We start from the raw sequence: 15,033 nt of genomic DNA on the forward strand, positions 1-15,033 counted from the left end.
ACGATGGATGACGGCCAACGTTAAGGGATTTCGAGGACCTCTCAACGTCTCAAAATTCAAGGGAGGTCAGTCGAACCCGACCTACCGTCTTCAATCCGCAGACGGCGTGTACGTACTCCGGAGGAAACCGCCGGGCCCATTGATATCTGGTGCACACGCGGTTGACCGTGAAGCGCGCGTACAGCGCGCGTTGTCGCAAGTCGGCTTTCCCGTGGCGCGGATTTACGGCTACTGCGCCGACAAGTCGGTCATCGGAAGCGAATTCTATGTGATGCAGCTGGTCGAGGGCCGAATCTTCTGGGACGCCACCTTCCCGGAGGTCAACCGGGAAGAGCGTCCTTCCTATTTCCACGCCATGTGCGACGTCATCGCGCAACTGCATTCCGTTGATCCGGCTTCGATCGGTTTGGGCGACTATGGAAAGCCGGGCAGTTACTTCGCGCGGCAGATCAGTCGCTGGTCGCGTCAGTATCAGGAAGACCCGGCGGCCGGACGCGACGCAAACATGGATCGCCTCGTCACAGAACTCCCGGAACGAGTTCCCGAAGGTGACGAGGTCGTCATCGTCCATGGCGATTTTCGTTGCGACAATCTCATCTTTCATCCCCACGAGCCTCGGGTGATCGCGGTACTCGATTGGGAGCTTTCGACCCTTGGACATCCGCTTGCGGACTTCGCTTACCACGCGATGATGTATCGCATGCCTGCCCATATCGTCGCCGGTCTTGCGGGAGCCGATCTGGCCGCGCTCAACATTCCGGGAGAGGCGGAGTACATCGTCAGGTATTGCCGAACGACCGGTCGCCAAGGGATTCCGGACTGGCACTTCTACGTTGCCTTCAACTTCTTCCGGCTTGCGGCGATCATGCACGGCATAGCCGGCCGTGCGCCGCGGGGCACAGCTTCATCGACGCAGGCTATCGAGCGCGGCAAGACCTTTCCGGAGCTGGCGGCGTTGGCCGTTCGGGCCCTGGGGGAGCTGTCATGAGCGGTCCGGTCGAATTCTCCTGCGCCGAAAAAGTCGCGACGTTGACCTTGTCGCGGCCGGACCACGGCAACACGATTGACCCTGCTATGGCCCTCGCGCTCTTGCAGGCCGCCGAGCGCTGCGATGACGACGACGACATTCGATGCGTCATACTGACGGGGCGCGGCAAGCTCTTTTGCGGAGGAGGCGACGTCGGTGCCTTCGCAGCAGCCGGCGCCGACGTATCGGCCTTCTTGCAAGGTCTGGCAGGAACGCTTCATGCCGCGATCCTGCGTCTCATGCGCATGCGCAAGCCGCTGATCACGCTCGTGAACGGGCCCGCGGCTGGAGCCGGTATGAGCCTCGCAATGATCGGCGACTTCGCGTTGGCGGCCCGGTCAGCGCACTTTAGCGCTGCCTATACCGCTTTGGGTCTGAGCCCGGACGGTGGAATGAGCTGGCTGCTACCGAGGATGGTTGGCCTCAGGCGAGCTCAGGAGATCATCCTGTCCAATCGACGCGTGTCGAGCGACGAGGCAGAGCGTATCGGCATCGTGACGCGGATCGTCGATGGCGAGCAGCTGCTCGCCGCCGCCGGCGTCGAACTGGCAGCGAAACTCGCAGGCGAGCCGGTTTCAGCGCTCGGTGCCGCTCGGCGTCTGCTGCTCGAAAGCTTCGATAGTACGCTGGAGACGCAACTCGAGCGAGAGATGTGCAGCATTGCCGCGCTGGGTGGCTCGGAAGAGTCGCGCCGTCGCGTTGCGGCATTCGCCGCTCGTCGAAATTCAAACGGATGAAGGAATAATGCCATGGCTGAAGCTTACATCATCGAAGCGGTACGGACGGCGGGTGGCAGGCGGAACGGCAAGCTGGCTGGCTGGCACCCCGCCAACATGGCGGCAGAACCACTCAATGCCATCGTCGATCGCTCGGGGATTGACCCTGCCGCCGTTGACGACGTGATCCTGGGTTGCGTGACGCAGGCGGGTGAGCAGGCGTTCGCCTTCGGAAGGAATGCGGTGCTTGCCTCCAAGCTTCCGGTATCCGTTCCGGCCGTGACGATTGATCGGCAATGTGGCAGCTCGCAGCAGGCGGTGCAGTTCGCCGCGCAAGCGGTGATGTCAGGCACGCAGGATGTCGTAATAGCTGCCGGCGCGGAGAGCATGACGCGCGTGCCGATGTTCTCGAACATTTCGTTGCACCAGAAGGAAGGCCTTGGGACGGGTCCAATCAGCGACCACATTCAAAAACGGTTTGGTGTGGCGTCCTTCAGCCAGTTTGAGGGCGCCGAGATGATCGCAAAGAAATACGGGTTTGATCGGCTGACCTTGGACCAGTTCGCTCTCGAAAGTCACCGGCGCGCCGCAGAGGCAACCAAATCCGGGGCCTTCAAGACCGAGATCGTCCCCCTGAAGATCGAAGGGGGCGAGCACACAGTGGATGAAGGAATTCGGTTCGACGCTTCCCTTGAGTCGATCGGGTCGGTGAAGCTTCTAAAGGAGGGTGGCGTCGTCAGCGCCGCCAATGCAAGCCAAATCTGCGACGGTGCCTCCGCGGCACTGGTCGTCAGCGAAAAGGCTCTAAAGGACCACAATCTGAAGCCGATCGCCCGCATCGTTGGTCTCACGGTGACCGCTGGCGATCCCGTCATCATGCTCGAGGAGCCGATCAACGCGACCCGTCGAGCCCTCGCGAGGGCCGGGCTGAAAATCGGCGACATCGACCTCTACGAAGTCAACGAAGCCTTCGCACCAGTACCGCTCGCATGGCTTCAAGCAACTGAAGCCGACCCTGCAAAGCTGAATGTCAACGGCGGCGCGATTGCGCTCGGTCACCCGCTCGGTGCCTCGGGTACGAAGCTCCTGTCAACTCTGGTCCATGCTCTGAGGGCTCGAGGCAAGCGATATGGCCTTCAGACGATGTGTGAGGGCGGAGGCATCGCCAACGTGACCATCATTGAGGCTTTGGGATGACCTACTGGACCCGCTGGCAGGTCGCGATCAAGAGCCAAGAGTGGAACGCCAAAAAAAGCAGAAGCGAAACTCAACAAGGAGAGATTATATGTTTGCAAGGATTGTAGGGACGGCCGCTATGGCGACAGCGGCAATCGCGCTCGCCTCGGGCGTCGCGCTCGCGCAGAAAAAATACGACACCGGGGCCACCGACGCCGAGATCAAAGTCGGTAATCTCATGCCTTACAGTGGCCCAGGATCCGCCTACGGCGTCATCGGGAAGGTGCAGGCCGCATACTTCAAGATGATCAACGATAAGGGTGGCATCAACGGACGCAAGATCGACTTCATCAGCTATGACGATGCGTACTCGCCTCCGAAGGCTGTCGAGCAGACGCGCAAGTTGGTGGAGGGCGATGAAGTGCTGCTCATGTTTGATCCGCTAGGCACTGCGAACAACACAGCCATCCAGAAATACCTGAATTCCAAGAAGATCCCGCAGCTCTTCGTCGCGTCCGGCGCTACCAAATTCAACGACCCCAAGAACTTCCCCTGGACCACGGGTTGGCAGCCGTCCTACCAGAGCGAGGCGCACGCTTACGCTAAGTATATCTTGAAGGAAAAACCGAACGCCAAAGTCGCGGTATTCTTCCAAAATGACGATCTTGGAAAGGATTATCTGAAGGGCCTCAAGGACAGGCTCGGTGCGAGGATCGTCGCCGAGGAAAGCTACGAAACATCGGAGCCGACGATCGACAGTCACATCGTCAAGCTCAAGGCGACGGGTGCCGATACCCTGGTCAACATCAGCTCTCCCAAATTTGCTGCTCAGGCAATCAAGAAGATCGCCGAAGTCGACTGGAAGCCGCTGCATATCCTCAGTAACGTTTCGGCGTCTGTCGGCAGCGTCATCAAGCCTGCCGGCTTCGAGAACGCACAAGGCATCATTTCCGCCACATACTTGAAGGATCCGGCAGATCCCCAGTGGGACAATGATCCCGGCATGAAGGAATTTCAGAGCTTTCTGAGCAAGTACTATCCGGAAGGCAATAAGCGCGACATTTTGCTGATTACCGGCTACGCGCTTGGAGAGACTCTGGCGCAAACCCTGAAGCAATGCGGTGACGATCTCACCCGCGAGAACGTCATGAAGCAGGCTGCGAACCTGAAAGACTGGCGCACCGAGGCGCTGTTACCGGGAATCTACGTGGACACCTCGCCGACCGACTTTGCTCCGATCACCCAACTTCAGCTGATGCGCTTTAGCGGCGAAAAATGGGAGCTGTTCGGAGACGTGATCAACGGAGACACGGCCGACTAAACCATTCGCAGAGAACCGCAGCGCAGGCCTTCGGCAGAGAAAAGAGCTTGCGCGGCGGTTGCAATCGGCAGCGTTCGGTCAAGATAAGCCCGAACGACCCGGCCGCCGCCATCTAGTCGCACACCATCGGCATGTTTTGCGAGTTCAAGCGGCCGCGAACGCAATGGTTGCGTTCGCAGAAAGGATGAGTAAGGCGCATGATTAGCTATCGGCCCTCTTGGCTCGATTCTGACCTCGAGATCTACCGAAACACGGTCTGTCGCTTCATCGACAAGGAAATGGCGCCGTTGGACGAAGAGGCGCGCGAACGAGGCAATGTGGGGCACGAACTCTGGCTGAAGGCGGGAGCGCTTGGGCTCCTCTGTTCGGACATTCCGGCCGAATATGGCGGCGGCGGGGACGATTTTCGCCATGAGGCGATCTTTTACGACGCCATGGCACGCCGCGGCCTGACGGGAATGAACCCGTCTGTCCACACGATCGTAGCCCACTATCTGCTGAACCACGGGACGGAGGCGCAAAAGCGCGAGTATTTGCCGCGCCTGGCAAGCGGAGAACTCGTCGGAGCTATTGCGATGACCGAGCCGGGCGCAGGGTCGGATCTTCAATCCATTCGAACCCGCGCCGAAAAGCGCGCCGACAGCTATGTGATTAACGGTTCCAAGACCTTCATATCGAACGGCCTCCTTGCAGGTTTGGTGCTCGTCGTCGTGAAGACCAATCCGGCCGCGCGAGCGAGCGGGATGTCGATCATTTTGGTCGAGACGGCAAAAGCTCCGGGCTTTCGGGTCGGTCGTGTACTCGATAAGATCGGACTGAAGGCGCAGGATACTGCCGAACTATTCTTCGATGATGTTCACGTGCCGGCCGCAAATCTGCTTGGCGGAGCGGAAGGGCGTGGCTTCCATCAGTTGATGTCGGATTTGCCTTATGAGCGCACCATCATCGGCGTTATGGCTGTGGCGGCAATGGAGGGCGCTCTCGAGGCCACGCTTGCTTTTGTCCGAGATCGCTGGGCGTTCGGAATGCCGATCGCTGAATTCCAGAACACCAAGTTCAGGCTGGCTGAATTGGCGACGATCACGAAGGTCACGCGCAGCTTCGTCGACGAGTGCGTCGAAGCACTGGTTTCCGGCACGCTCGATGCAGCCACGGCCTCGATGGCCAAACTCTGGGCGTCAGAGCAGCAGGGCAAGGTCGTCGACGAGTGTTTGCAGCTGCATGGCGGATACGGCTTCATGAACGAGTATCTCATCGCACGCATGTATGCCGACGCACGCGTGCAGCGCATTTATGGTGGGACCAGCGAAATGATGAAGGAAGTGATCTCCAGGGCTCTCTAGGATTTCGGAATCGTCATTTAACGCGTGAACTCGATGGCCGACCCCGATAGGCCGGCTCGTTCAAGAGGATGTCATGAAAGCAGTCCTGGTCGAAAATTACGATCATATCGAAAATATCGCGATCAAGGATGTGGCTAAGCCGGACTTATCGGCGGGAACCGTCCGCGTTCGCATCCAGGCCGCTGCCGTCGGTTTCGTGGACGGCTTAAAGGTGCAGGGCTTGTACCAGACCAAAGACCCTTTGCCGTTTACGCCCGGGTCGGAGTTTGCGGGCCTCGTCGACGAAGCGGCTGCAGATGTTGAGGGTTTTGCGCCCGGCACGCCAGTCATAGGCATGGTGAGAAATGGAGGCTTGGCCGAATATATTTGTGCACCGGCTGCGGACCTTTTCGTCATGCCAAAGGATATGGAGCCGGAGGTCGGCGCCTCGTTCTTCGCCAATTACTTGACGGCACTGTACGCACTCAGCGCTCGGGCAAAGCTGCAATGCGGCGAGACACTTTTGGTTCTGGGAGCCGCCGGCGGCGTGGGAATAGCGGCTGTTCAGGTTGGGAAGTTGTTGGGAGCCCGCGTCATTGCAGCCGCCTCGACTGAGGAGAAGCGACAATTTGCGGTTAAATATGGGGCAGATGCGGGCCTGGATTACACGCGTGAAGGGTGGCGTGACGAACTCAAGGAGCTTACTGGCGGTCACGGGGCGGACGTGATCTATGATCCCGTCGGTGGAGATCTGAGCCTGCAGGCATTCCGTTCGATCGCCTGGAATGGCCGGCACCTGGTGATCGGCTTTGCTTCCGGAAATATTCCAGCGCTGCGGTTCAATCTGCCTCTTCTAAAAGGCGGGGCGCTTTTGGGTGTCGACCTGGCGCAGATTGGTCGTCGTGAACCGGATGTGCGAGATCAAGTCATCGCTCAGCTATTCGGTTGGTTGAGCGAGAAGACACTTGTTCCGGTCGTAGGAAAGGTCTTTGCGTTCGAGGAATTCCACGAAGCGTTCAACGCGATGACGACCCGCTCGGCCCTGGGAAAGATGGTCGTCAGGATCGACTGACGATGCTCCTCGATTAGGTCTTCAGAGAAATCCTCATGAAAGTATCAGACGCGCTGAACTCAAGAACCTCTGTGCGGGCATTCTTGGACTTCCCGGTCCCTATGGAGACCGTCCACGAGATCCTGCTCACGGCCAGCCGCTCACCCTCCGGCGGAAATCTACAGCCGTGGCATGTCTGGGCGCTAAGCGGCCAAGAGCTCGCACGCTTCAAGGCGTTGATGGCTGAGCGGATCAAGATCAACCCGATGGGCGAACAGCCAGAATACAACATCTATCCGCCAGAACTGAAGGAGCCCTATAGAACTCGACGATTCAAGAATGGCGAAGATCTCTATCGCACCATCGGGGTTCCGCGCGAAGACAGGCCTGCACGTCTCAATCAGCTTGCAAAGAACTTTACATTTTTTGGTGCGCCTGTCGGCCTGTTTTTCGCCATCGATCGCCAGATGGAGCCCGGGCAATGGGCCGATCTCGGCATGTACATGCAATCCATTATGTTGCTCTCTTTGGAGAAGGGATTGAATACCTGTCCGCAAGAGGCGTGGGCGCTCTGGCACAAGACCGTTGCGGAATTCATCGGGTTGCCTTCACATCTGATGCTCTTTTGCGGCATGGCTCTCGGCTATATGGACCCGGAACATCCGATCAACCGTCTGCGCGCAGATCGTGCTGGCCCAACGGAATTCATGACGTTCCGTGGATTTTGATTAGGCGGGCTCGGCCACGACGGAAGTCGCCCGATATCGAGCGTCCGTAAACTAATCAGCGGCTTCGCCAGGACTATGCAATATCCATTTTTAGCAACCGTTTAATGTACTACGCCACATAAGACGGCGAAGCACTCTGCATGAACATGGGAGGCAGCCCCGTGAGGGACATTATGCAATCATCGCAATCAACAGGGCAAAGCCGCACAACACCTTGAACGAAGCTCGCCATACCGAACCTCAAAACCTCTTTGATTGATTCGCGGCCTTACCTAGCTCGCACGGAGGTCGGCGATCTCGAAACCGCGACATCGCCATGGCAACCGGCCGTGATCCGCATTTTGACAGCTATCCATGGTGTAGATGCGGCCCATCAACATAATCGATTTTACCAATCCTAGAAGATCACGCATAAGCAGTCGTCTCGGTTTAGAGAAAAGCCTTCGGCCAATCAGAATGGTGCTCGATCTTTGCCTAGAGCCGAGGGAATATTTCGGTGATTGCCGAGCATCAACTCAAGCGCATTTTCAGTCCGGTCAGGTGCTTGGGCGGTTACATCGGTTGGCCGGCCCTGCCACTGTCGACGGGAGCCGGCGAAATGTAACAGCGTCGTTCCTCCGAGACTGACTTCTGTCCGGTCACCCCAGGCGGCCGGGGTTCTTTTGTGTGCCATATGCGAGCGACAGCTTTGAGATGGAAAATCCTCTATCCAGCTATCCGCTTTGCGAACCTCTTGAGAAGGGGGCAGGGCCATCGTGCTTGGCACTCAATCCAGCCGACGATGATGAAGTTCATGCCGAAAGATAGCTGGACTCCCCGCGAATCATCGATCTGCATCGAGTGTCATCGATCTGTGAGTTGCAACTTACGTGATGTGTCCACACGCCGGCCCTGCCGCGACTACGACGTTGTTTCCTTGCCCGGAGAAGAGTCTGCGCATGCGATGGCGCTCTGTTCACCACGCGCTCGCGCCTTACTACCTCCTGCTGCCGCAACATGCTGGCATTCGATGGTGCTCGCCCTAACCGCGCCTCGGCTGGGGATGCTTGTTCTGCCCCGCAGAATCCGAACGACCCAGATCCACAGCAATCTGAGAACCTTCAATCGAAGGTCTCAAGAGAAGCCTAGCTGTTCTAAAAGTATTTTTCTTGAACTTGGGGGATGTTGACCCGCATGTGTGGGATTGTAGGCATTTTAGGGCGCGAACCCGTTGCGGAGCGGCTGATCGAAGCGCTCACTCGGCTGGAATATCGCGGCTACGATTCAGCGGGAGTCGCAACGCTCGACGGCAATCATCTTGAGCGCCGGCGCGCCGAGGGCAAGCTGAAGAACCTTGAGGCCAGCTTACGCCGCAATCCGCTACCGGGTCACACTGGTATTGGTCATACCCGCTGGGCCACGCATGGCAAGCCCACGGAGTCCAACGCGCATCCGCATACGACGGAGAATGTCGCGGTCGTCCATAACGGAATCATCGAGAATTTTCGTGAGTTGCGCGCCGAACTTGAGCAGAATGGCGCTAGATTTGTTTCCGACACTGACACCGAGGTGGTGGCACATCTGGTCGAATCCTATCTGAAGATGCGCTACTCGCCGCAAAAGGCAGTGAAAGAATCCCTACCGCGACTGCGCGGTACGTTTGCCCTGGTATTCCTGTTCAAGGAGCACTGCGATCTCATGATCGCTGCCCGGAAGGGATCTCCGCTCGCGATCGGCTATGGCAATGACGAGGTGTATATCGGTTCGGATGCCATTGCGCTCGCGCCGTTCACCGACACCATCACTTACCTTGAAGATGGGGACTGGGCCGTGTTTACCCGCAAGATCGGCGTCATCTACGATTCCGAAGGCTCAGTCGCACACCGCGAGACGCTGAAATTGGGTGTGTCGTCGTTCCTGGCTGACAAGGCGAATTATCGACACTTTATGGCCAAGGAGATCCATGAGCAGCCGGAGGTGGTCGGACAGACGCTGGCGCGCTATATCGACACAGCCTGCGAACGCGTTGCGCTGCCGGTCGAGCTGCCGTTCGACTTCAGAGACGTCCGGCGCATCACGATCACCGCTTGCGGCACAGCGAGCTACGCAGGCAACGTCGCAAAATACTGGTTCGAGCGCTTTGCGCGCGTGCCGGTTGAAGTCGATGTCGCCTCCGAGTTCCGCTACCGCGAATCTGCCGTGCGCAAAGGTGATCTCGCGATCTTTGTTTCGCAGTCGGGCGAGACCGCGGATACGCTCGCTGCGCTCCGCTACGCCAAGGCGGAAGGCGCAAGCACGCTTGCCGTCGTCAATGTTCCAACATCGACCATCGCTCGCGAGAGTGAAACCGTGCTGCCGACGCTGGCCGGCCCGGAGATCGGCGTTGCCTCGACCAAAGCCTTTACCTGCCAACTGATAGTGCTAGCCGCACTTGGAGTCGCGGCCGCCAGGGCGCGCGGCGAATTGTCCGAGGATGAGGAGATCGAGTTGGTGCGTGGCTTGGTTGAAATTCCTCGCCTGATGTCGGTAGCGCTCAGCACCGAGCCGCAGATCGAGAGGCTTGCATGCGACATCGCCAAAGCGCGGGACGTACTCTACCTCGGTCGCGGCACGAGCTTCCCGATCGCGCTAGAGGGCGCATTGAAACTGAAGGAAATCTCCTACATCCATGCAGAGGGGTATGCTGCAGGCGAGCTCAAGCACGGGCCGATCGCGCTGATCGACGAGACCGTCCCAGTAGTGGTGATCGCACCGCATGACCGCTTATTCGAGAAAACGGCCTCGAACATGCAGGAGGTGGCAGCGCGCGGCGGGAACATTGTTCTCATGACCGATGCCAGGGGCGCTGAAGAGGCGACACTGGATACGTTCGCCACCATCGTGCTGCCCGACATGCCGGCCGCCTTCACGGCGATGGTCTACGCGATCCCCTTGCAGTTGCTCGCCTACCACACGGCCATCGTGAAGGGCACTGATGTCGACCAGCCGCGGAATCTCGCCAAATCCGTGACCGTCGAATAGGGACCCGGTCGGTCGCTTCTGGTCCTCAAACTGGCCTAGACAATTATGCCCGAGCATTCACGACTGGCCAGTGCCGCCAAGGTTGGTGCTGACAAAGACGCCAGCGTCTCACGCTCGCGGGTTGGAAGCTGCGGCGATGTCGGACAGGTCCGCGACACGCGCATTCAGGAAGCCATCCGCATGCTAGGTGCGCTGGCATCCCGTTTTGAACGTCCGCCGATAAAACTGGCGCCCCGCCAAATTATCACTTCGCTGACGTCGCGCCAGTTCAGTCCGCAGGCGACGGTCGACCAGGCGCAGGCGGGCATCGCCAAGCTGTTAGGTGTCGTGCTCGGGCGATCTCCGCCTGCGCCAGGCCGCGGTTGGCCAGTACCTCACCGCTGGCACCGCGATCGTCTCGCTGACCGATCTCTCGCAGCTGTCGACCAATTTCACGGCGACGCGAAAGGATGCCGTCAACCTCGAGGTCGGCCAGGTCGTCCGGCTCAGGTCGGTTGCCTGTCCGGGCCGCGTCTTCGAGGGCAAGGTCACGACCACCGAGCCGCAGATCGCCAGCGAGACGCGCAACATCCGTGTGCAGGCGACGATCGCGAACCGCGACAAGATCCTGAGGCCCGGCATGTCCGTGACCGCAACGGTCGTGCCGCCCGGCAACCATGTTGAAGGATGTGCCGAAGGGCCTGAAGCCGGGCGACAATGTCGTCGCCGTCGGCCAGCTCAAGCTGCATTCGGGGGCGGCTGTAGCGATTTTGTTCGATTCGGCGCCGTCCATTCCAGCCCAACCGGCGCGTTACAGATTAATGCGCTCGCGTCATCCGGCGTGAGGCCGGTCACACCACTCAAGCAAACGTATTCGAGATCGCAGCGATGACCTTTACCGATATCTTCATCAAGCGACCGGTTCTGTCGGTCGTCGTCAGTCTGCTGATCCTGCTGATTGGCCTGCGCGCGGCGATGGTACTGCCGATCCGGCAATATCCGAAGCTTTCGAACACGGTCATCAACATCACGACGGTCTACCCCGGCGCGTCTGCGGACCTGGTCCAGGGATTCATCACGACGCCCATTGAGCAGGCGGTCGCTTCCGCCGAGGGCGTCGACTACATTACCTCGTCTTCGGTGCTCGGCACCTCGACCATCCAGGTCTACATCAAGCTTAACTTTGACCCGAACCAGGGGCTCACCGAGGTGCTAGCCAAGGTGAATTCGGTCAAATATCTGATCCCGAAGGAATCTAACGATCCGGTCGTCACCAAGACCACCGGCCAGACCACGGCCGTGATGTATATCGGCTTCTCCTCTGAGGAGCTCTCGGGCTCGGCAATCTCGGACTATCTGACACGCGTCGTGCAGCCGGTGCTGTCGACCGTCGATGGTGTGGCGTCCGCCGATATCCTGGGCGGCCAGACCTTTGCGATGCGGCTGTGGCTTGATCCGGTGAAGATGGCCGGCCACAACGTGTCCCCGGCTGACGTCGCGGCCGCGATCACCGCCAACAACTTCCAGTCCGCGGCCGGCCAGACCAAGGGCTACCTCATCCTCTCAAATATCACGACGAACACAGGCCTGACCGATGTCAACGAGTTCAAGAAGTTGATCGTCAAGGCCAAAGACGGCGGCTTCGTACGGATGGAGGACATCGCGACTGTTGAGCTTGCAGCCCAGAGCACGGATGCGAGCGTAGTCTTTAACGGCGAGCACGCGATCTTCATCGGCGTGAACGCAACGCCGCAGGGCAACCCGCTAACCCTTGTGAACGGTGTGCGCGCGCTGTTCCCCGAGCTCGAGCGCAATCTGCCACCGTCGATGAAGATGAAGGTCGCCTACGACTCGACCAAGTTCATCCAGTCCTCGATCGACGAGGTCGAGAAGACGCTGGGCGAAGCCGTGGTCATCGTCATTATAGTGATCTTCCTGTTCCTGGGCTCGTTCCGCTCGGTGATCATCCCGGTCGTCACCATCCCGCTGTCGATGATCGGCGTTTGTACGCTGATGCTGGCGTTCGCATTCAGCTTCAACCTGCTGACGCTGCTCGCCATGGTGCTCGCGATCGGCCTCGTGGTCGACGACGCCATCGTGGTGGTGGAGAACGTCCATCGCCATCTGGAGGAGGGTGAGACGCCGGTGCAGGCGGCGCTGCAAGGCGCACGCGAGATCGTCAGTCCGGTCATCTCCATGACAGTTACGCTCGCCGCGGTGTACGCTCCGATCGGCTTCCTCGGGGGCCTCACCGGCTCGCTGTTCCGTGAGTTCGCCTTCACGCTGGCAGGTTCGGTGATCGTGTCGGGCGTCATCGCGCTGACGCTGTCGCCGATGATGTGCTCGGCGCTGCTGAAGAACACGGAAGAGAGCCGGTTTGCAAAGCTGGTGAACAGGTTGTTCGGCGCCGTCACGCGCTGGTATGGCCGCAGGCTCGACCGCTCGCTCGACTATAAGGCCATCACCGGGCTGGTCGCGGTGACGATCCTTGGAGTCGTCGGGTTCCTCTACATGCACACATCGAAAGAACTCGCGCCCGAGGAGGATCAAGGTATCGTGTTCGCGGTGGTCAAGGCGCCGAAATATGCGAACATCGACTATCTCGATTTCTATGGCGACAAGCTCGACAAGAAATTGCAAGGCTTTCCTGAGACCGATCTGCGCTTCGCGCTGAACGGCATCAACGGTCCCCAGAACGGTATCGCCGGCATGCTGCTGAAGCCGTGGGAAGAACGGAAGCGCTCTTCGATCAAGTTGGTTCCGCTGGTTCAGGCCGAGCTCTCTAAGATCGATGGCGTCCAGGCGTTCGCCTTCAACCTGCCGCCGCTGCCCGGTGGACCCGGCGGGCTGCCGGTGCAGATGGTGATCAATTCGACCGCAGGCTTCCAGGCCGTCTATGAGCAGATGGAGAAGCTGAAGGGCGCCGCGCGCCAGAGCGGCATGTTCATCGTCTCCGATAGCGATCTCGCCTTCAACCAGCCGACCGTGAAGGTGAACGTCGACCGCGCCAAGGCTCAGGATCTCGGCATCAACATGCAGAACATCGGCAGCGCGCTCGCGATCCTGGGCGGCGGCAATTACATCAATCGCTTCAACCTGGAGGGCCGTTCCTATCAGGTGATCCCGCAGGTACCACGCGCCCAGCGGCTCTCGCCGGAAGCGCTCGGCAATTACTACGTAGCGACCAGCAACGGCCAGCAAGTGCCGCTATCGACGGTGGTGTCGATCGAAACGTCGACCGCTCCGAATGCATTGACCCACTACAACCAGCTCAACTCGGCGACTTTCTCGGCCGTGCCGATGCCCGGCGTGACGGTCGGCCAGGCTGTCGACTTCCTTGAAGGCGAAGCCAAGAAGCTGCCGCAGGGCTTCAGCCACGACTATCTGGCCGATAGCCGGCAGTACGTGCAGGAAGGCAACCAGCTCGCGATCACCTTCGGCTTTGCGCTGATCATCATCTTCCTGGTGCTGGCGGCGCAGTTCGAGAGCCTGCGCGACCCGCTGGTGATCATGATCTCGGTGCCGATGGCGATCGTGGGGGCGCTGATCCCGCTGTTCTTCGGCGTGGCCACCATGAACATCTACACCCAGGTGGGGCTGCTGACGCTGGTCGGCCTGATCACCAAGCACGGCATCCTGATGGTGGAGTTCGCCAACGAGCTCCAGGTCAACCAACGGCTGGATCGTCGCTCGGCGATCGAAATGGCGGCTCGCACCCGGCTGCGGCCGATCCTGATGACGACGGCCGCGATGGTCACCGGCCTGATCCCGCTTCTGACCGCGACCGGCGCCGGGGCGGCCAGCCGCTTCTCGATCGGGCTCGTGGTCGTCGCCGGCATGTCGATCGGCACGCTGTTCACCCTGTTCGTGCTGCCGGCGGTCTATGTGGTGCTCGCGACCGACCACCGTGCCTCAGGCCAGGTCAGTGCGGAACAAGCGGCTCAAAGAGCTGATTCTCGGCTCGAAGGTGGTGCGGCTGAGCTGAGGGCGCTCGATTGAAGATTCAAAACGGCAATGGTTTGCCAACGCGCATCCGCGCCAAAGCAAGTGCTAACTGTAGGAGAGGGGCCGCTACCATCGGGCAGGCGTTGCGCCATAAGTCCGTGCAATCTTTCATGATGGTCGATATTGACGGCCAACAAGTAAGCATATGTGAGGAAGCCCCGCGGTCGAGCTTTGATATTTCTTTAATTGAGGCAGCGAGCTCGATGCCCTCACCCAAGGAATCGACCATCTGCTTCAACCGGTTGGCTTGATTGACACACCTCTCCGGAAGCTGCGAACGTCCGACCGTTCGGGCTGAAAGGCCTCAACTAGAACTGGAACCGCGCTCGCAGGATTGCTGTCGCCACATACGAATACATCAACAGCTGCATAGGACCTCTCAGGCCAAGTATGTAAGGTCATGTGCGATTCAGCCAACAACGCTATTGCCGAGACACCGTGGCCCGGACAAAACTTATGAACATGAAGGTGGAGCAATGTCGCACTCGCCGCATGGATGGCTTTTCGGATGGCGCCTTCCGCAACGTCCGGATCGTCGAGGTTTTTCGCTCCCCATAGCTCGATGAGCATATGCGTCGCACCGGTTGACAGAACCGGTGGTACTTCCTCTTCGTTATCGATAATCATTAAGCAATCTCCGTTGAATTGACGGCTCAATAAGATGAGCTATTCGGGGGTTAGGTAACGAGGCGATCAGGCCGGGTTTGT

The 15,033-nt window shown here is 59.3% G+C and carries 10 protein-coding genes and 1 pseudogene; 10 read left to right on the forward strand and 1 reads right to left on the reverse strand.

All coding sequences use genetic code 11. The features are described from left to right. Window positions 1-7 precede the first annotated feature (7 nt). The 10 genes and pseudogenes from ACYCVF_RS31515 (at window position 8) to ACYCVF_RS31560 (ending at window position 14,319) form a co-directional block, all read left to right on the forward strand. Complete coding sequence (locus tag ACYCVF_RS31515; protein WP_459607003.1) at window positions 8-988, forward strand: phosphotransferase family protein; 981 nt, start codon at window positions 8-10, stop codon at window positions 986-988. Continuing rightward, the gene (locus ACYCVF_RS31520; protein ID WP_459606804.1) at window positions 985-1,764 is read left to right on the forward strand and encodes an enoyl-CoA hydratase/isomerase family protein; all 780 of its coding nucleotides are present in this window, start codon (window positions 985-987) and stop codon (window positions 1,762-1,764) included. The genes ACYCVF_RS31515 and ACYCVF_RS31520 overlap by 4 nt, the downstream gene beginning before the upstream one ends. Before the next feature lie 12 nt (window positions 1,765-1,776). Continuing rightward, window positions 1,777-2,940, forward strand: a complete 1,164-nt coding sequence (locus ACYCVF_RS31525) for an acetyl-CoA C-acetyltransferase (RefSeq protein WP_459606803.1) — start codon at window positions 1,777-1,779, stop codon at window positions 2,938-2,940. 88 nt (window positions 2,941-3,028) lie between these two features. Then, window positions 3,029-4,240 carry an ABC transporter substrate-binding protein gene (locus ACYCVF_RS31530; protein ID WP_459606802.1) on the forward strand — a complete coding sequence of 404 codons (1,212 nt, stop codon included), beginning with the start codon at window positions 3,029-3,031 and terminating at the stop codon, window positions 4,238-4,240. Window positions 4,241-4,437: 197 nt separating this feature from the next. Next, a complete protein-coding gene (locus ACYCVF_RS31535; RefSeq protein ID WP_459606801.1) occupies window positions 4,438-5,583 on the forward strand; it encodes an acyl-CoA dehydrogenase family protein in 1,146 nt (381 codons plus the stop codon). A 73-nt stretch (window positions 5,584-5,656) separates the two neighbouring features. Continuing rightward, window positions 5,657-6,634, forward strand: coding sequence for an NADPH:quinone oxidoreductase family protein (locus ACYCVF_RS31540; RefSeq protein ID WP_459606800.1), 978 nt, complete (start codon window positions 5,657-5,659; stop codon window positions 6,632-6,634). Window positions 6,635-6,669: 35 nt separating this feature from the next. Further along, the gene (locus ACYCVF_RS31545) at window positions 6,670-7,341 is read left to right on the forward strand and encodes a nitroreductase (protein ID WP_459606799.1); all 672 of its coding nucleotides are present in this window, start codon (window positions 6,670-6,672) and stop codon (window positions 7,339-7,341) included. A gap of 1,173 nt (window positions 7,342-8,514) precedes the next feature. Further along, on the forward strand, window positions 8,515-10,341 hold the full coding sequence (glmS, locus tag ACYCVF_RS31550; protein ID WP_459607001.1) for a glutamine--fructose-6-phosphate transaminase (isomerizing): 1,827 nt from the start codon (window positions 8,515-8,517) through the stop codon (window positions 10,339-10,341). Window positions 10,342-10,593: 252 nt separating this feature from the next. Beyond that, a pseudogene (locus ACYCVF_RS31555) lies at window positions 10,594-11,165 on the forward strand (efflux RND transporter periplasmic adaptor subunit); the annotation flags it as partial. 43 nt (window positions 11,166-11,208) lie between these two features. Continuing rightward, a complete protein-coding gene (locus ACYCVF_RS31560) occupies window positions 11,209-14,319 on the forward strand; it encodes a multidrug efflux RND transporter permease subunit (RefSeq protein ID WP_459606798.1) in 3,111 nt (1,036 codons plus the stop codon). A 240-nt stretch (window positions 14,320-14,559) separates the two neighbouring features. Here the strand turns inward: ACYCVF_RS31560 and speD are convergent, their stop codons facing one another. Beyond that, window positions 14,560-14,952 carry an adenosylmethionine decarboxylase gene (gene speD, locus ACYCVF_RS31565; protein ID WP_459606797.1) on the reverse strand — a complete coding sequence of 131 codons (393 nt, stop codon included), beginning with the start codon at window positions 14,950-14,952 and terminating at the stop codon, window positions 14,560-14,562. Window positions 14,953-15,033: the final 81 nt, after the last annotated feature.

The sequence above is a fragment of the Bradyrhizobium cedriense genome, from assembly GCF_054602315.1.